The following is a 17369-nucleotide window of genomic DNA, read 5'->3' as shown; positions in this document are numbered from 1 at the left end:
AGCGCCGTATGTTCCGACTATGTTAATTTGTCATTATGATAATGTAAGGTGTGGGCCATTTTCCGCACCGGGCCGCCATGGTAGCCCAAAACAACAACGATACACAAAAACAGAAACACGACCGGGAGGGGAATGATGTCTCAGACAGCGAAAGTGCTGCTGCTGTATGCCCATCCGGAATCTCAGGACTCGGTGGCGAACCGGGTGCTGCTTAAGCCGGCCACACAGCTCAGTAACGTTACGGTGCACGATCTCTACGCGCACTATCCTGATTTCTTTATTGATATTCCGTACGAGCAGGAACTGCTGCGTCAGCATGACGTGATTGTGTTCCAGCACCCGCTTTATACCTATAGCTGTCCGGCACTGCTGAAAGAGTGGCTGGACCGCGTGCTGAGCCGCGGCTTCTCCAGTGGGGTGGGGGGAAACCAGCTGGCGGGAAAGTACTGGCGTAGCGTGATCACCACCGGTGAACCCGAAAGTGCTTACCGTCACGACGGGCTGAACCGTTATCCGATGAGCGATATCCTGCGGCCATTCGAGCTGACGGCGGCGATGTGCCGTATGCACTGGATGAGCCCGATCATTGTCTACTGGGCGCGGCGTCAGGATCCGAAAGAACTGGCCAGCCACGCCAGAGCTTATGGCGAGTGGCTGGCATCGCCGATTCCGGCAGGAGGTCGTTAATGGAAGGATCGAATTTGCTCCTCGCCGGGGTACTGTTTTTATTTGCGGCCGTCGTCGCGGTTCCGCTTGCCGCCCGTCTCGGCATCGGTGCGGTACTGGGATATTTGCTCGCGGGGATCGCCATTGGTCCCTGGGGACTGGGATTCATCAGCGATGTGGATGAAATTCTCCATTTCTCCGAGCTAGGCGTGGTGTTCCTGATGTTCATCATCGGTCTGGAACTGAATCCCTCTAAATTGTGGCAGCTCCGACGCTCTATCTTTGGCGTGGGTGCCGCGCAAGTGTTGTTCAGCGCCGCGATTCTGGCTGGTCTGCTAATGCTGACCCACTTTTCCTGGCAGGCCGCGGTGATAGGCGGGATTGGTCTCGCCATGTCGTCGACGGCGATGGCGTTGCAGCTGATGCGCGACAAAGGGATGAACCGCAATGAAGCCGGGCAGCTGGGCTTTTCGGTGCTGCTGTTTCAGGATTTAGCGGTGATCCCGGCGCTGGCGCTGGTGCCGCTGCTGGCGGGTTCTGGCGACGATAGCTTCGACTGGGCAAAGATTTCCATGAAGGTGCTGGCTTTTGCGGGCATGCTGATTGGCGGACGCTTCCTGTTGCGTCCGGTGTTCCGCTTTATTGCCGCGTCGGGCGTGCGTGAAGTGTTTACCGCTGCGACGCTGTTGCTGGTGCTTGGCTCGGCGCTGTTTATGGACGCGCTGGGGCTATCAATGGCGCTGGGTACTTTTATCGCCGGGGTGCTGCTGGCGGAGAGCGAGTATCGTCACGAACTGGAAATTGCCATCGATCCCTTCAAAGGGCTGCTGCTAGGGTTGTTCTTTATTTCGGTGGGGATGGCGCTCAATCTCGGCGTGCTTTATACCCATCTGCTCTGGGTTGTGGTCAGCGTCGCCATCCTGGTGGCGGTGAAAATGCTGGTGCTGTACGTCATGGCGCGTATTTACGGGTTGCGCAGTTCGGAACGTATGCAGTTTGCCAGCGTGTTAAGCCAGGGGGGAGAGTTCGCGTTTGTGCTGTTTTCCGCCGCGTCCTCTCAGAAGCTGTTTAAGGACGATCAGATGGCGCTGCTGCTGGTGACGGTGACGCTGTCGATGATGACCACGCCGCTGCTGATGAAGCTGGTGGATAAACTGCTGTCGCGCCGCTTAAACCCGACGGACGATGAAGATGAAGCGCCATGGGTAGAAGACGATAAACCCCAGGTGATAGTGGTGGGCTTTGGCCGCTTCGGGCAGGTGATTGGTCGCCTGTTGATGGCGAATAAGATGCGCATTACGGTGCTGGAACGCGATATCAGTGCGGTTAACCTGATGCGTAAATATGGCTACAAGGTGTATTACGGCGACGCGACCCAGCTTGAGCTGCTGCGCTCGGCGGGCGCTGAGGCCGCCGAGTCCATCGTGATCACCTGTAACGATCCGGAAGACACGATGAAACTGGTGGAGCTGTGTCAACAGCACTTCCCGCACCTGCATATACTGGCGCGTGCCCGGGGACGTGTTGAAGCTCACGAATTGTTGCAGGCGGGTGTGAAACACTTCTCCCGTGAGACGTTCTCCAGTGCGCTGGAGTTAGGCCGTAAGGCGTTGATCTCGCTGGGCATGCATCCTCATCAGGCGCAACGTGCCCAGATGCACTTCCGTCGGCTGGATATGCGAATGCTGCGCGAACTGATGCCGGTGCATACCGACACGGCGCAGATCTCCCGCGTGCGGGAAGCGCGTCGCGAGCTGGAGGAGATCTTCCAGCGAGAGATGCAACAGGAACGACGCCAGCTTGATGGCTGGGATGAATTTGAATAAAGGGTAACGAAAGATGGCTGTCCGTAAACGCTTTATCGCAGGTGCAAAATGCCCGTCCTGCCAGGCGCAAGATACTCTGGCGATGTGGCGAGAAAATAATATTGATATCGTTGAGTGTGTTAAGTGTGGTCACCAGATGCGTGAGGCCGATAAAGAGGCCCGCGATCATGTTCGCAAAGAAGAGCAAGTGATCGGCATTTTTCATCCGGACTAGCGATATGCCCTGAGTTTTTTTAAGCTAAAGGGTACACGGGTGCAGATTTCCGCTACAATCTGCGCCAGCAATTTTCCCACGCTCAGGAGATATCATGAAAGTAGCAAAAGACCTGGTGGTCAGCCTGGCCTATCAGGTACGTACAGAAGACGGTGTGTTGGTTGATGAGTCTCCGGTGAGTGCGCCGCTGGACTACCTGCATGGCCACGGTTCCCTGATTTCCGGCCTGGAAACTGCGCTGGAAGGTCATGAAGTTGGCGACAAATTCGACGTTGCTGTCGGCGCGAACGACGCTTACGGTCAGTATGACGACAACCTGGTTCAGCGCGTTCCTAAAGACGTGTTCATGGGCGTTGACGAACTGCAGGTTGGCATGCGCTTCCTGGCTGAAACTGACCAGGGTCCAGTGCCTGTTGAAATCACTGAAGTTGAAGACGACCACGTTGTGGTTGACGGCAACCACATGCTGGCTGGCCAGAACCTGAAGTTCAACGTAGAAGTTGTTGCGATCCGTGAAGCGACCGAAGAAGAGCTGGCTCATGGCCACGTTCACGGTGCGCACGGTCACGACCATGACCACGATCACGGCCACGACGGCTGCTGCGGTGGTCACGGCCACGATCACGACCATGGTCATGACCATGGCAAAGGTGGTTGCGGTAACGGCGGCTGCGGTTGCCACTAATTCCGCTAAGCGGAAAATAAAAAAGCGGGGGAACCCCGCTTTTTTTACGCCTCAATAATGAGGTGGTGGTGTCTCTTCAGACTGAGAGGCAATGTTTGACGGCTGCGTTGCCTTTAGCTTTTCCGTCAGCAGACGCATGTGATCCCGCAGCTTCGCCATTTCGAGTTCATGTGCTGTGACGGTCTGGTTTAGTTCTTCGATGGTGATGTCCTGAAAAGCCAGGCGGCTTTCCAGCTCAGCCATTCTCGCTTCTATCGTTGTATCCTTCATCATTCACCTCGTTTATGTCTGATTTACCTGATGGTCCAGCGGCGGCGCAGTTTAACTGAGTTTATCCTTAAGTGCAGTCTCTATCCCGCTGGCAAGAAACTTATTTAAACAAAAATAGTCTGAAAAGTGGTGAGAATTGGGAGTGTCTGTCTGTAGATTTCTTCTGCAACGTTTTATAGTACGTCACTCATTTACGTTTAACGCTGGGGTGAGAGTCCCCAGGCCCTGGAGATATGGATGAAATCACTGTTTAAAGTAACGCTGCTGGCGACGACGATGGCTGTTGCGCTGAACGCGCCGCTGTCATTCGCTGCTGATACTGCTGCGAAGCCTGCTGCCACTGCAGACAGCAAAGCGGCGTTCAAAAATGACGACCAGAAATCCGCCTACGCACTGGGCGCATCTCTGGGTCGTTACATGGAAAACTCTCTGAAAGAACAAGAGAAACTGGGCATCAAACTGGATAAAGCCCAGCTGATCGCAGGCGTACAGGACGCATTTGCGGATAAGAGCAAGCTGTCTGACCAGGAAATCGAGCAGACGCTGCAGGCGTTCGAAGCACGCGTGAAGGGTGCCGCTCAGACCAAGATGGAAGCGGACGCGAAAGACAACGAAGCGAAAGGCAAAGCCTACCGCGATACCTTTGCTAAAGAGAAGGGTGTGAAGACCTCCTCTACTGGCCTGGTGTACAAAGTTGAGAAAGAAGGCACCGGTGATGCGCCGAAAGACAGCGATACTGTTGTCGTAAACTACAAAGGTACGCTGATCGACGGTAAAGAGTTCGATAACTCTTACACCCGTGGTGAGCCGCTCTCCTTCCGTCTGGACGGTGTGATCCCTGGCTGGACTGAAGGCCTGAAAAACATCAAGAAAGGCGGCAAGATCAAGCTGGTTATTCCACCGGATCTGGCCTACGGCAAAACGGGCGTTCCGGGTATCCCGGCTAACTCCACGCTGGTCTTCGACGTAGAGTTGCTGGACATTAAACCAGCACCGAAAGCGGATGCGAAACCGGAAGCGCAGGCAGATCAGAAAGCTGCGACAGACGCTAAGAAGTAATGTAATAAAAACCGCCGCCTTTAAGGCGGCGGTTTTTTTATTGCGGGGCAGATATAATTAACACTGGAAAGCGTCTGGTACGCTGTATTAATTTAGTTGTCCGTGTAGATAATGAGCCTGCCCTGAAAACCTAACGACAGGCTCCTGAAAAGGAGTGTTTTTTTCATGTCCAGGTCGCTTTTAACCAACGAAACCAGTGAACTTGATTTGCTGGATCAACGTCCTTTTGACCAGACCGACTTCGATATTCTTAAATCCTATGAGGCGGTGGTGGACGGGTTAGCGATGCTCATTGGTTCCCACTGCGAAATCGTATTGCACTCCCTGCAAGATCTGAAGTGTTCCGCCATCCGCATTGCTAATGGTGAGCATACCGGCCGTAAAATTGGTTCGCCAATCACCGACCTTGCATTGCGTATGTTGCATGACATGACCGGCGCGGACAGCAGCGTCTCCAAATGTTATTTCACCCGCGCCAAAAGCGGCGTGCTGATGAAATCAGAAACTATCGCGATTCGAAACCGCGAACATCGTGTGATTGGACTGCTGTGCATCAACATGAACCTTGATGTGCCTTTCTCGCAGATCATGAGCACCTTTATTCCGCCTGAAACGCCAGACGTTGGCTCCTCCGTTAACTTTGCCTCCTCCGTAGAAGATCTGGTGACTCAAACGCTTGAGTTTACGATTGAAGAGGTGAATGCCGATCGCAACGTCTCGAACAATGCCAAGAATCGTCAGATCGTACTCAATCTCTACGAGAAAGGGATTTTTGATATCAAAGACGCCATTAACCAGGTGGCCGATCGTCTGAATATCTCCAAGCATACGGTCTACCTCTACATCCGCCAGTTCAAAAGCGGCGACTTCGTAGGGCAAGATAAGTAATGCGTTTTGCGTTAATGGTGACAGGCCCGGCGTACGGCACTCAGCAGGCCAGCAGCGCGCTGCAGTTTGCGCATGCGCTACTGGCGGCCGGACATGAACTGGCGAGCGTCTTTTTCTATCGGGAAGGGGTGTATAACGCGAACCAGTTCACGTCACCGGCGAGCGATGAGTTTGATCTGGTCCGCGCGTGGCAGGCGTTAAATGAAAAGCAGGGCGTTGAGCTGAACATCTGCGTGGCGGCGGCACTGCGTCGCGGCGTGACGGATGCAACCGAAGCCGATCGCCTGGGGTTATCGGGCGCTAACCTTCAGCCTGGTTTTTCGTTGAGTGGTCTGGGCGAGCTGGCTCAGGCGGCGCTAACCTGCGACAGAGTGGTGCAATTCTGATGAAGCGCGTGGCATTTGTTTTTACTTCTGCACCGCACGGTAGCGCCTCGGGCCGCGAAGGGCTGGATGCGTTACTTGCGACATCGGCATTAACAGAAGATATCGGCGTCTTTTTTCTGGGGGACGGGGTGTTTCAACTGCTCGCGGGCCAACAGCCGCAGGCCATCCTGGCGCGCGATTACATCGCAACCTTCAAATTGCTGCCGCTGTACGATATCGAAACCTGCTATGTCTGTGCCGACTCCTTAACGGCGCGCGGTTTGAGTGATAAGTCGTCTTTTGTGCTGGATGTGACGCTCTTACCTTCCTCTGATCTGCGTGAACACCTTTCCCACTACGACACCGTTTTGACGTTCTGAGGCCGCCATGCTCCATATTCTGAGCCACTCACCGTGGCAATGTGATATCGACACACTGTTGAGCATGCTGCGCGAAGGTGATGATTTGCTGCTCATTCAGGACGGCGTGCTTGCCGCTCTGGAAGGCAGTCGTTTCGTTGAAATTCTCACGAATGCCCCCATAACAGTCTCTGCGCTGAAGGACGATCTGGACGCGCGAGGTCTTTCTGGTCAAATTTCAGCCAAAATTGACGTGGTTGGCTATACTGATTTCGTCAATCTTACTGTGACGCACGCCAGTCAAATGAACTGGTGATCCGAGATCGCTGTATATTTCTTGACACCTTTTCGACGTAGCCCTAAAATTTCGCGTCCTCATATTGTATGAGGTCGTTTTATTACGTGTTTACGAAGCAAAAGCTAAAACCAGGAGCTATTTAATGGCAACAGTTAACCAGCTGGTACGCAAACCACGTGCACGCAAAGTTGCAAAAAGCAACGTGCCTGCACTGGAAGCCTGCCCGCAGAAACGTGGTGTATGTACTCGTGTATATACCACCACTCCTAAAAAACCAAACTCCGCACTGCGTAAAGTATGCCGTGTGCGTTTGACTAACGGTTTCGAAGTGACTTCCTACATCGGTGGTGAAGGTCACAACCTGCAGGAGCACTCCGTGATCCTGATCCGTGGCGGTCGTGTTAAAGACCTTCCGGGTGTTCGTTACCACACCGTTCGTGGTGCGCTGGACTGCTCAGGTGTTAAAGACCGTAAGCAGGCTCGCTCCAAGTACGGCGTGAAGCGTCCTAAGGCTTAATGGTTCTCCGTTAAGTAAGGCCAAACTGATTTATCTTAATGTCAAACTAAACTCGTAGAGTTTTGGACAATCCTGAATTAACAACGGAGTATTCCCATGCCACGTCGTCGCGTCATTGGTCAGCGTAAAATTCTTCCAGATCCGAAGTTCGGATCAGAACTGCTGGCAAAATTTGTAAATATCCTGATGGTAGATGGTAAAAAATCTACTGCAGAAGCCATCGTATACAGCGCGCTTGAGACCCTGGCTCAGCGTTCTGGTAAAAATGAACTGGAAGCTTTCGAAGTCGCTCTCGACAACGTTCGCCCAACTGTAGAAGTTAAGTCCCGCCGCGTTGGTGGTTCTACTTATCAGGTTCCAGTTGAAGTTCGTCCGGTTCGTCGTAATGCTCTGGCAATGCGTTGGATCGTTGAAGCTGCTCGTAAACGCGGTGATAAATCCATGGCTCTGCGTCTGGCGAACGAACTTTCTGATGCTGCAGAAAACAAAGGTACTGCAGTTAAGAAACGTGAAGACGTTCACCGTATGGCAGAAGCCAACAAGGCGTTCGCACACTACCGTTGGTAATCCCTTCGGAGTATTAGTCACCAGGCGGGCGCTTCAGAGAAGCCGCCCGCTCTGGGTAACTTAACTGAACGCCTAAAGAAACAAACGAGGAATCAAATGGCTCGTACAACACCCATCGCACGCTACCGTAACATCGGTATCAGTGCGCACATCGACGCCGGTAAGACCACTACTACCGAACGTATTCTGTTCTACACCGGTGTAAACCATAAAATCGGTGAAGTTCATGACGGCGCAGCCACCATGGACTGGATGGAACAGGAGCAGGAGCGTGGTATCACTATCACCTCCGCAGCGACTACTGCATTCTGGTCAGGTATGGCTAAGCAGTACGAACCGCATCGCGTAAACATCATCGACACCCCAGGGCACGTTGACTTCACCATCGAAGTAGAACGTTCCATGCGTGTGCTCGACGGCGCGGTAATGGTTTATTGCGCAGTTGGTGGTGTTCAGCCACAGTCTGAAACCGTATGGCGTCAGGCGAACAAATATAAAGTTCCACGCATCGCGTTCGTTAACAAAATGGACCGTATGGGTGCTAACTTCCTGAAAGTTGTTGGTCAGATCAAAACCCGTCTGGGCGCGAACCCTGTTCCGCTGCAGCTGGCAATTGGTGCTGAAGAAGGCTTCACCGGCGTTATCGACCTGGTGAAAATGAAAGCCATCAACTGGAACGACGCAGACCAGGGCGTGACCTTCGAATACGAAGACATCCCGGCTGAGATGCAGGACCTGGCTGACGAATGGCACCAGAACCTGATCGAATCCGCTGCTGAAGCTTCTGAAGAGCTGATGGAGAAATACCTGGGTGGTGAAGAACTGACTGAAGAAGAGATCAAAAAAGCTCTGCGTCAGCGTGTTCTGAACAACGAAATCATCCTGGTAACCTGTGGTTCTGCGTTCAAGAACAAAGGTGTTCAGGCGATGCTGGATGCGGTAGTTGACTACCTGCCATCCCCGGTTGACGTTCCTGCGATCAACGGCATCCTGGACGACGGTAAAGATACTCCGGCTGAGCGTCACGCAAGCGACGACGAGCCGTTCTCTGCACTGGCGTTCAAAATTGCTACCGACCCATTCGTGGGTAACCTGACCTTCTTCCGCGTTTACTCTGGTGTGGTTAACTCCGGTGACACCATCCTGAACTCCGTGAAAGCGGCGCGTGAGCGTTTTGGCCGTATCGTACAGATGCACGCTAACAAACGTGAAGAGATCAAAGAAGTTCGTGCGGGCGACATCGCTGCAGCTATCGGTCTGAAAGACGTGACCACTGGTGACACCCTGTGTGACCCGGATCACCCGATCATTCTGGAGCGTATGGAATTCCCAGAGCCGGTAATCTCCATCGCGGTTGAACCAAAAACCAAAGCTGACCAGGAAAAAATGGGTCTGGCTCTGGGCCGTCTGGCGAAAGAAGACCCATCATTCCGCGTATGGACTGATGAAGAATCTAACCAGACCATCATCGCTGGTATGGGTGAACTGCACCTGGACATCATCGTTGACCGTATGAAGCGTGAATTCAACGTTGAAGCGAACGTGGGTAAACCTCAGGTTGCTTACCGCGAAGCGATTCGCGCGAAAGTTACCGATGTTGAAGGTAAACACGCTAAGCAGTCTGGTGGTCGCGGTCAGTACGGTCACGTTGTGATCGACATGTACCCACTGGAGCCGGGCTCTAACCCGAAAGGTTACGAGTTCATCAACGACATCAAAGGTGGTGTAATTCCTGGCGAATACATCCCAGCCGTTGATAAAGGCATCCAGGAACAGCTGAAAGCGGGCCCTCTGGCTGGCTACCCAGTTGTTGACATGGGTATCCGTCTGCACTTCGGTTCTTACCACGACGTTGACTCCTCTGAACTGGCGTTTAAACTGGCTGCGTCTATTGCCTTTAAAGAAGGCTTTAAGAAAGCAAAACCAGTTCTGCTTGAGCCAATCATGAAGGTTGAAGTAGAAACTCCTGAAGAGAACACCGGTGACGTTATCGGTGACTTGAGCCGTCGTCGCGGTATGCTGCGTGGTCAGGAATCTGAAGTAACTGGCGTTAAGATCCACGCTGAAGTTCCGCTGTCTGAAATGTTCGGATATGCAACTCAGCTGCGTTCTCTGACCAAAGGTCGTGCATCATACACCATGGAATTCCTGAAGTATGATGATGCGCCTAACAACGTTGCTCAGGCCGTTATTGAAGCCCGTGGTAAGTAATCCACAGGATTAAAACCTAAGTCCCGTGCTCTCTCCGAAGGGGAGAGCACTATAGTAAGGAATATAGCCGTGTCTAAAGAAAAATTTGAACGTACAAAACCGCACGTTAACGTTGGTACTATCGGCCACGTTGACCATGGTAAAACTACCCTGACTGCTGCAATCACTACCGTTCTGGCTAAAACCTACGGCGGTGCTGCTCGTGCATTCGACCAGATCGATAACGCACCAGAAGAAAAAGCTCGTGGTATCACCATCAACACTTCTCACGTTGAATATGACACCCCGACTCGCCACTACGCACACGTAGACTGCCCAGGCCACGCCGACTATGTTAAAAACATGATCACCGGTGCTGCGCAGATGGACGGCGCGATCCTGGTTGTTGCTGCGACTGACGGCCCAATGCCTCAGACTCGTGAGCACATCCTGCTGGGTCGTCAGGTAGGCGTTCCTTACATCATCGTGTTCCTGAACAAGTGCGACATGGTTGATGACGAAGAACTGCTGGAACTGGTAGAGATGGAAGTTCGTGAACTGCTGTCTCAGTACGATTTCCCAGGCGACGACACCCCAATCGTTCGTGGTTCCGCGCTGAAAGCGCTGGAAGGCGAAGCAGAGTGGGAAGAGAAAATCATCGAACTGGCTGGCTTCCTGGATTCTTACATCCCAGAACCAGAGCGTGCGATTGACAAGCCATTCCTGCTGCCAATCGAAGACGTATTCTCCATCTCCGGTCGTGGTACCGTTGTTACCGGTCGTGTAGAGCGCGGTATCATCAAAGTTGGTGAAGAAGTTGAAATCGTTGGTATCAAAGAGACTGCGAAGTCTACCTGTACTGGCGTTGAAATGTTCCGCAAACTGCTGGACGAAGGCCGTGCTGGTGAGAACGTTGGTGTTCTGCTGCGTGGTATCAAACGTGAAGAAATCGAACGTGGTCAGGTTCTGGCGAAGCCAGGCTCAATCAAGCCACACACCAAGTTCGAATCTGAAGTGTACATCCTGTCCAAAGACGAAGGCGGCCGTCATACTCCGTTCTTCAAAGGCTACCGTCCACAGTTCTACTTCCGTACAACTGACGTGACCGGTACCATCGAACTGCCAGAAGGCGTTGAGATGGTAATGCCAGGCGACAACATCAAGATGGTTGTGACTCTGATCCACCCAATCGCGATGGACGACGGTCTGCGTTTCGCAATCCGTGAAGGCGGCCGTACCGTTGGCGCGGGCGTTGTTGCTAAAGTTCTGGGCTAATTAATTATCCCCGAATTAAAAAAGGACGCTTCGGCGTCCTTTTTTGTTTTGTGCTGCTCAGGTGTTGTCACAAACTTTCGCATTTTTTGCCTGCACCCGCCCCGTATTCTGGCGTTTGTGCTATTGTAATCATAACCATTCTCACTTACACTTTGCGCATAATTTGAACGGGAGTCTCTATGTACGTTTGTTTATGTAATGGTGTAAGCGACAAAAAAATACGTCAGGCCGTTCGCCAGTTTCAGCCACAGTCATTTCAGCAGCTTCGCAAATTTGTTCCGGTTGGAAATCAATGCGGTAAATGTGTACGTGCTGCACGTGAAATCATGCAGGACGAGTTGATGCAGATCCCGGAATACAAAGAGATCGCGTAAGCGCCCATCTTTTTTTTGACATCCCCGTAGCCCGATCTACGCTTCAATGAGTGGAAGCGGAGGGACTATATAATGAAAGGTGATGTTAAAATCATAAGTTATCTCAATAAATTATTGGGAAATGAGCTTGTCGCAATCAACCAGTACTTTCTTCACGCGAGAATGTTCAAAAACTGGGGACTTAAACGTCTGAACGACGTTGAGTACCATGAATCTATAGATGAGATGAAACACGCCGATAAATATATCGAGCGCATTTTATTCCTTGAAGGTATTCCAAACCTGCAGGATCTCGGCAAGCTGGGCATCGGTGAAGATGTCGAGGAGATGCTACGTTCCGACCTCAGGCTGGAACTTGAAGGTGCCAAAGATCTCCGTGAAGCCATTGCCTATGCCGACAGCGTTTTTGATTATGTCAGCCGTGACATGATGATTGAGATCCTTGCCGATGAAGAAGGCCATATAGACTGGCTGGAAACCGAGTTGGATTTGATCGATAAGCTGGGTATTCAAAACTATCTGCAGGCGCAAATCCGCGAAGAAAAAGAGTAGTTGATACAGGAAGGAAACCCTCCTTCCTGCCTCCTCACAGCGTTGCCCAGCAGAAACAGCCCCAGCCGCTCAGTGCCAGTGCCGGACCGAAAGGTATCGGGTCACCGAAATGCCCTTTTTTTACCCACAGCAGAAGCCCGTAAAAGATCCCAGCGATTGACGCTACGTAAAGGATCACGGGTACCTCTCGCCAGCCGCACCAGGCGCCCACTGCCGCAAGCATCTTGAAATCCCCGTAACCGATCCCTTCTTTGTGACAGATTAAGCGGACCAGCCAGTAGAGCAGCCACAGAATTAAATAGCCGGCAGCGGCACCCACAATGGCGTCCTGGGAGGAAACAGGGCCAAAAAAGGCATTAAACAACAGGCCAACCCACAGTAACGGTAGCGTGAGCTTGTCGGGTAAAAGGTAATGCTGCAGATCGATCACGCTGAGTGCGAGTACAAACCAAAAGAACAGAAAAAGCGCCAGTGACATTATCATTGATGCTGGATGGAGGGCATAGCAAATGACGGCCATCATCGCACAAAGCCCTTCCAGCAAGGGATAGCGTGTTGAAACAGGCTGGCCGCAGTGGCGACATTTCCCTTTGAGAAGCATCCAGCCGAGCAGGGGAACCGTGTCGTACCAGAACAGTGGGGTTTGACACTGGCAGCACCGGGAGCCAGAGAACGTAAACTCTGACGTTGAACCCGCCTCGCCTGTCGAAGACGGTCGTAAAATCTCGGCAGGCAAACGCCAGGTGAGTATACCCATTGCGGTTCCTGACAGCAGGCCAATGATGAGAAACAGAGTAACCAGTGAGCTATCCATTTTATTTCACTCCGAGCGTCAGGCGCGTCAGGATTATAGTGTCCGTACCCTGTTCACTGGCGTGGAATTCAAGTTCCGCAATCCGCAGACCGTAGTCTCCCTGTAGCACTGCCAGCCAGTTCATAAAAGCGTCCATCCTGAGAGCGTCGGCCGATACAGTCAGTTCTCCGCTATCGGTGCGCTGGAGTTTTGCGGCAGTGCCCAGCATGTGCAAACTGCTTTTAACCTGATTCTCCAGGGAGCCTGATGGTCTCTTTTCCGGAAGAAGAGCTGCAGCCGAAACCTGTTTCTGCAACCACTGCAGATCGCGTTGCACCTTAGCATAGCGGGATTGCATGGTGTCCGTAGCCTGCTTCAGGGGCTGGTAGAGCCCAAACCAGAAAAGAATGCTGACACCGCAGACAAGCAGTGCGAGTAGCAGCCGCTGTTCACGCGGATCTTTTTGGTGAAACCATTCCTGAGCGCGTTTAATCATTTCGAATCGTCCATAATCCCTGTTCATGTTTATCGACTTTGAGTGAGTAGCCAGCCAGTTTTTGATTTAAAAACGCCTGGATCTGTTGCTCATCGCGGGTAGAAATAAAAAGACGTAAATCATTACGTGCCGGGTTATAACTCAACCCTTCCAGCGCCAGTTCCGGGAAAGCGGACAGATGAGCCTGAAGCTGTTGTAAGAGCAAATAGGGGGCAGGCGATCGTTGCTGTAGCTGCCTGGGTAAATAGGTACGCAGATTACGGGTATGCCTGTTTTCTGGAATATAACGTTGCCATTGCTGCGTCAGTGTGTGGCTCAGCTGTTTTTCATACTCCCGAAGTTGCAAATACACGACAGCCTGAGCCAGACACGCACTCACGGCTAACAGGAAAATGCTGCAAAGCGCCATGCGTTTGATATTGGTGTTCCAGAAAGAGCGCGGGGCTGGCGGGCGCATTTTCCCGTGCAAAAGGTTAGCGGGTGGTTCCTGTGTATAGAGTGTCAAACTATGACATGCGGGACGCGTTTCCTTCGCGGAAAGGCCAGCTGGCAGTGGACCGTAGCTGACGACCTCTTGCGGGGGATAATGCGCTAGCAGCTGTGCCAGCCAGGGTTCTGTCAGATGGGCAACACTGTTCTCATGCGTTCTGAGCAACCATCCACCGCTGTCTGATAATACCGTCCAGCCGCTTTCACAGGCTGGCAAGCGAAGGGCGTCAATCGTCGCATGCGTGACGTTAAAACCAGCCCCGGCAAAGAGACGAAGCTGGGACATAAGCCAGTCGGCGTCAACGCCAATGACGGAAACTCGCGTTCCCTCCCGAGAGAGTAGCGTCCAGTGCAGCGAGGGCATGCCTTCGTCCAGTGTTTCATCCGCAAGCCACTGAAGTTTTTGATCGGTCAGTTCGTAATTTTCGTCTGGGATGACGATTATTCTGCTCGTTGCCTTTTGGGCCGGAATAACGAGATGAGTGCATCCTGATGCCGGGCGTGCGGCAATCTCCGGCAACTGTTCTGTTGTCAGACTCTGAACCTGGCTGTAGCCACATCCATCATATTCCACCCATTCAAGGACGTTCGGCGTCGATCCAGAAAGGCGGATAAGCAGTTTCGTCGCAGGGACGTTAACTGCTTTATTGTTCGCTACTGCCATCCGTAAGCTGGCGTAAATAGAGTTTGAGTGTTTTAGTTTTTTCGTCATAAATGAAAAATGTGCGCATACCAAAGGTAAGGTCACCCTCATGAACCGTGGATGTGGTCAAAAAATAACTGCTGCTGGTTGTAATCTGTTTTTTAAGCGAATCCACCAGCGGTTTTGCTGCGCTGAAATCCTGTTGGGCCTGGTAAAGAAAATCCTCTACCTTTTCCCAGCCATTTACAGGACGTTTTTTCAGGAGCATTTTTGCATCTGACAAGCTGATATTGTTGAGGAAGAGGGCTGCCAGAAGCGGCGCTTGCTGCTCAGTAAGGGTATTGATATTAATGGCGAGGTCACTGCTGAATCGGGTGCAGATAAAAGGGGCGAGTTTTTGATAAAGCGCGTCAGTCATCCCTTTAATTTTGCGCACTTCTGTGGGTAAAAAGAGCACCTGACCGGCGGTCAGGTAGCCTGGCTGACTATGTTGATAGTATTCGTCTTCTGCACCTTTAACGCGCGTTGAGTCGTTATCATCGATGTAGTCTGCGATGGATTGTGCGATCTCTTCTGCCCGGTATTTTTCAACGGCGAGCTTCTCCAGTAGGGCATAAAACACGCTGATTTCATACGGTGGCGTCGCCAGTGGTTCTTCCGGCGTATTCTTCAGTGCGTTCAGGTTGTAGCAATGGTGCAGATCGTTTATCTGCCAGCTGACGTCGGTGTCGTCGCCAGGACTCTCCGAGTGGGTGAGTACGTCTCGAGGCTTCTCCTGAAAACGTGCCATAGATTGTGCTTCAGCGTAGAGCAGAGCGTATTTCCCCTGCAGGCTATCATTGATGCGCCGGGTGCGCTGGAGCTGAACCTGAAAACTTATCGTCATCTCTGCTGCCAGCGCAGCCATCAGCGCCAGAATCATTAAAACGATCAGCAATGCAGAACCTTTTTGCGTGTTCATTGCGTCGCTCCTGCAGGTTGGCTGGCGGCTTTTTTTTCCGGAAACCAGCCGGGCAGGACAACGTGTCGGGTTATTTCCGCTTTACCGTCACGCTCCAGCGTTATCGTGGCTGTCGTTGACTCGCTCTTTTCATCCGCTGGCGTCATTGTTGCAGAAAAATGGGAGACATGATCCAGCAGTGGCTGTGGTGCCACGTCCTTTTCACTGTCGGATGAGTAGCGTACTGCACGGAATAATGTGTCGTTTTCGATATACCAGTGGACGGTCGTTAAAACGAACGTTGCCCCAAAAGGCATTGCGGGATCCCGGGTTTGTGTTGTGAAAATTACGCTCTCTTTTTCACACAAGAAGGGGAGCGGTGTTTGCCGGTTTTTCCGCGGGACATACTGCATTAAATCATTTTCAAGCATGAGCACGGTGTGCTGGATGGCCTCAAAATCATCGCCAGTCTTCTTGGCTCGCTGGTACTGTTCGGTTGCCTGGGAGAACACCTGAGAGGCCAGAAAGCTGAGCGTTGAGAAAATGACGATCGCCAGCATCACTTCCAGAAGCGTAAAGCCGTTGGGGACTTTACTCATGCTTCGCCTCCGTTTTCTTACTATCTGAAGACCAGGCATACAGGCTGAGGGTTCGGCCATCAGACGTTATCACCCTGGCCTCTTTCTGAAGCAAAGGAGACGAACTTTTTTTCCCTTCAACCAGTTGCCAGGAGAAGGTCTCATTTAACTGAGAAGAGGCTCCCTCTTTGGCGGCGAGTTGTCCGTAAGTCGAGGTCACGAGTACGTTGTCTGCAACCCAAAGCGCTAGCGTTTCCTGTTTTAACGTTTCCAGTGCTGAAAGCTGCCATTGCATACTGTTGAGGAGTGCAATAATGGCGGTCGCAAAAATAGCCATTGCCAGCAAGACTTCAAGCAGCAGCATTCCGCTTTGTTGTTTCATTGCGGTTCCTTAAAGCGAATGACCTCAAGCGGCAGCGCGCCGTGTGAGTGCAGAATGGCGATTTTTTCGCCATCTTTAGCGTTGAAAACCACTGAAAAGGGAGTGACTTGTCCATCGGGCAGGATGACGATTTGCGGCTTGGCCTCCTCCGACGACGGTGTCACGTCAGGCCTGGCCGGTGCGTCCCAATCGCCGCGTAACGGCAAATTGTCATTGTTTGCTATTTCCTGCCACTGCCATTCACCGGTGCGATCCTTTTTCGGTGCATAGAAAAGCCAGCCGTCAGTAGTGAGCTGAAGGCCGACAGTATGTTTTTCCAGTAGCGCCACGTCTGACATGTATTTTGCTGTCTGTCTGAGGACATCGATCTGCCGCAGTAGCTTTCCGGTAGCGCTCAGCCTGTCACTTTGCATAGCGACAACGCCGGCTGCCGCCAGGGCGATGATGACCATAACCAGCATCACCTCCAGCAGTGTGAATCCTTTCTGATGGGCCATTTTTAGCGTGACTTTTTATCGTTATCCCAGTTGTGGATATCATCCTCGGTGCCGGTTTCAGCATCAGGACCTGTGGACATGATATCGATCGCGCCATGCTCACCCGGGCTAATCAGGATGTAGTCATTCCCCCACGGATCGGCGGGCAGACGGCGGATATAACCGTCCGGGTTGTAGTTTTCAGCCCGGGGAGCTTGCGCTGGGGCGGTAATAAGCGCCTCCAGGCCCTGTTCTGTTGTGGGATAACGATGATTATCCAGCTTGTACATATCCAGCGCATTTTCGAGAGCAATAATATCGCTGGCGGCTTTTTGCCGGTCTGCCCGATCCTTATTGCCCATTAAGTTAGGCACCACCAGGCTGGCCAGAACCCCCATAATCACGATGACGACCATCAATTCCATAAGCGTGAAACCACGCTGCCTTTCCTTTTTCTGCGCTTCCAT

Annotated in this window: 24 protein-coding genes; 15 read left to right on the top strand and 9 right to left on the bottom strand. The window is 52.3% G+C overall.

Annotated elements, in window-relative coordinates:
* Window positions 1–132 precede the first annotated feature (132 nt).
* The 4 genes from kefG (at window position 133) to slyD (ending at window position 3391) form a co-directional block, all read left to right on the top strand.
* The gene (gene kefG, locus ACMGGM_RS11575) at window positions 133–687 is read left to right on the top strand and encodes a glutathione-regulated potassium-efflux system ancillary protein KefG (protein WP_021242220.1); all 555 of its coding nucleotides are present in this window, start codon (window positions 133–135) and stop codon (window positions 685–687) included.
* Complete coding sequence (gene kefB / locus ACMGGM_RS11570) at window positions 687–2492, top strand: glutathione-regulated potassium-efflux system protein KefB (protein WP_014885492.1); 1806 nt, start codon at window positions 687–689, stop codon at window positions 2490–2492. Before kefG ends, kefB begins: the two co-directional genes overlap by 1 nt.
* A gap of 13 nt (window positions 2493–2505) precedes the next feature.
* Entirely contained in the window at window positions 2506–2706 is a 201-nt protein-coding gene (locus ACMGGM_RS11565) for a YheV family putative zinc ribbon protein (protein WP_003861689.1), read from the top strand.
* Window positions 2707–2800: 94 nt separating this feature from the next.
* The gene (slyD, locus tag ACMGGM_RS11560) at window positions 2801–3391 is read left to right on the top strand and encodes a peptidylprolyl isomerase (protein ID WP_014885491.1); all 591 of its coding nucleotides are present in this window, start codon (window positions 2801–2803) and stop codon (window positions 3389–3391) included.
* Between the two features lie 51 nt (window positions 3392–3442).
* Here slyD and ACMGGM_RS11555 read toward each other — a convergent pair whose 3' ends face one another.
* Window positions 3443–3661, bottom strand: a complete 219-nt coding sequence (locus ACMGGM_RS11555) for a protein SlyX (protein WP_008503009.1) — start codon at window positions 3659–3661, stop codon at window positions 3443–3445.
* A gap of 237 nt (window positions 3662–3898) precedes the next feature.
* Between ACMGGM_RS11555 and fkpA the strand changes: the two genes are divergently transcribed.
* From fkpA to bfr, 11 genes are all read left to right on the top strand, one after another.
* Window positions 3899–4720, top strand: a complete 822-nt coding sequence (fkpA, locus tag ACMGGM_RS11550) for an FKBP-type peptidyl-prolyl cis-trans isomerase (protein WP_023331457.1) — start codon at window positions 3899–3901, stop codon at window positions 4718–4720.
* 165 nt (window positions 4721–4885) lie between these two features.
* Window positions 4886–5608, top strand: coding sequence for a transcriptional regulator (locus ACMGGM_RS11545; protein WP_014885489.1), 723 nt, complete (start codon window positions 4886–4888; stop codon window positions 5606–5608).
* Window positions 5608–5994 carry a sulfurtransferase complex subunit TusD gene (tusD, locus tag ACMGGM_RS11540; RefSeq protein WP_014885488.1) on the top strand — a complete coding sequence of 129 codons (387 nt, stop codon included), beginning with the start codon at window positions 5608–5610 and terminating at the stop codon, window positions 5992–5994. Before ACMGGM_RS11545 ends, tusD begins: the two co-directional genes overlap by 1 nt.
* On the top strand, window positions 5994–6353 hold the full coding sequence (tusC, locus tag ACMGGM_RS11535; protein ID WP_045134893.1) for a sulfurtransferase complex subunit TusC: 360 nt from the start codon (window positions 5994–5996) through the stop codon (window positions 6351–6353). Before tusD ends, tusC begins: the two co-directional genes overlap by 1 nt.
* Before the next feature lie 7 nt (window positions 6354–6360).
* Window positions 6361–6648, top strand: coding sequence for a sulfurtransferase complex subunit TusB (gene tusB, locus ACMGGM_RS11530; protein WP_014885486.1), 288 nt, complete (start codon window positions 6361–6363; stop codon window positions 6646–6648).
* Window positions 6649–6772: 124 nt separating this feature from the next.
* Window positions 6773–7147, top strand: a complete 375-nt coding sequence (gene rpsL / locus ACMGGM_RS11525; protein WP_000246815.1) for a 30S ribosomal protein S12 — start codon at window positions 6773–6775, stop codon at window positions 7145–7147.
* A gap of 96 nt (window positions 7148–7243) precedes the next feature.
* The gene (rpsG, locus tag ACMGGM_RS11520) at window positions 7244–7714 is read left to right on the top strand and encodes a 30S ribosomal protein S7 (RefSeq protein WP_003861706.1); all 471 of its coding nucleotides are present in this window, start codon (window positions 7244–7246) and stop codon (window positions 7712–7714) included.
* A 96-nt stretch (window positions 7715–7810) separates the two neighbouring features.
* A complete protein-coding gene (fusA, locus tag ACMGGM_RS11515) occupies window positions 7811–9925 on the top strand; it encodes an elongation factor G (protein ID WP_014885485.1) in 2115 nt (704 codons plus the stop codon).
* 69 nt (window positions 9926–9994) lie between these two features.
* Complete coding sequence (tuf, locus tag ACMGGM_RS11510) at window positions 9995–11179, top strand: elongation factor Tu (RefSeq protein WP_014171903.1); 1185 nt, start codon at window positions 9995–9997, stop codon at window positions 11177–11179.
* Between the two features lie 179 nt (window positions 11180–11358).
* Window positions 11359–11553: a bacterioferritin-associated ferredoxin gene (bfd, locus tag ACMGGM_RS11505; protein ID WP_008503493.1), complete on the top strand. Its 195-nt coding sequence runs from the start codon at window positions 11359–11361 to the stop codon at window positions 11551–11553.
* A gap of 72 nt (window positions 11554–11625) precedes the next feature.
* The gene (bfr, locus tag ACMGGM_RS11500) at window positions 11626–12105 is read left to right on the top strand and encodes a bacterioferritin (RefSeq protein ID WP_014885483.1); all 480 of its coding nucleotides are present in this window, start codon (window positions 11626–11628) and stop codon (window positions 12103–12105) included.
* Window positions 12106–12139: 34 nt separating this feature from the next.
* Here bfr and ACMGGM_RS11495 read toward each other — a convergent pair whose 3' ends face one another.
* Genes ACMGGM_RS11495 through gspG form a run of 8 tightly spaced genes read right to left on the bottom strand, consistent with a single transcriptional unit; the run spans window position 12140 to window position 17369 of the window.
* Window positions 12140–12862 (bottom strand): prepilin peptidase, encoded by a 723-nt coding sequence (locus ACMGGM_RS11495; protein WP_158008930.1) that lies wholly within the window; start codon window positions 12860–12862, stop codon window positions 12140–12142.
* A gap of 58 nt (window positions 12863–12920) precedes the next feature.
* The gene (gene gspM / locus ACMGGM_RS11490) at window positions 12921–13394 is read right to left on the bottom strand and encodes a type II secretion system protein GspM (RefSeq protein ID WP_032635368.1); all 474 of its coding nucleotides are present in this window, start codon (window positions 13392–13394) and stop codon (window positions 12921–12923) included.
* Window positions 13387–14547 carry a type II secretion system protein GspL gene (gspL, locus tag ACMGGM_RS11485; protein WP_045135135.1) on the bottom strand — a complete coding sequence of 387 codons (1161 nt, stop codon included), beginning with the start codon at window positions 14545–14547 and terminating at the stop codon, window positions 13387–13389. The genes gspM and gspL overlap by 8 nt, the downstream gene beginning before the upstream one ends.
* Complete coding sequence (gspK, locus tag ACMGGM_RS11480; RefSeq protein ID WP_045135134.1) at window positions 14528–15487, bottom strand: type II secretion system minor pseudopilin GspK; 960 nt, start codon at window positions 15485–15487, stop codon at window positions 14528–14530. Before gspK ends, gspL begins: the two co-directional genes overlap by 20 nt.
* Window positions 15484–16065: a type II secretion system protein J gene (locus tag ACMGGM_RS11475; RefSeq protein WP_052951916.1), complete on the bottom strand. Its 582-nt coding sequence runs from the start codon at window positions 16063–16065 to the stop codon at window positions 15484–15486. The genes gspK and ACMGGM_RS11475 overlap by 4 nt, the downstream gene beginning before the upstream one ends.
* Entirely contained in the window at window positions 16058–16426 is a 369-nt protein-coding gene (gspI, locus tag ACMGGM_RS11470; RefSeq protein WP_023331447.1) for a type II secretion system minor pseudopilin GspI, read from the bottom strand. Before gspI ends, ACMGGM_RS11475 begins: the two co-directional genes overlap by 8 nt.
* A complete protein-coding gene (gene gspH / locus ACMGGM_RS11465) occupies window positions 16423–16923 on the bottom strand; it encodes a type II secretion system minor pseudopilin GspH (RefSeq protein WP_045135133.1) in 501 nt (166 codons plus the stop codon). The genes gspI and gspH overlap by 4 nt, the downstream gene beginning before the upstream one ends.
* A gap of 2 nt (window positions 16924–16925) precedes the next feature.
* The gene (gene gspG / locus ACMGGM_RS11460) at window positions 16926–17369 is read right to left on the bottom strand and encodes a type II secretion system major pseudopilin GspG (RefSeq protein ID WP_014885475.1); all 444 of its coding nucleotides are present in this window, start codon (window positions 17367–17369) and stop codon (window positions 16926–16928) included.

Origin of the sequence: Enterobacter sp. BNK-14, from assembly GCF_047456095.1 — a bacterium.
Classification (GTDB): domain Bacteria; phylum Pseudomonadota; class Gammaproteobacteria; order Enterobacterales; family Enterobacteriaceae; genus Enterobacter; species Enterobacter kobei.
The sequence above is the reverse complement of the archived record's forward strand: the minus strand, read 5'-3'. Positions and strand labels throughout refer to the sequence as shown.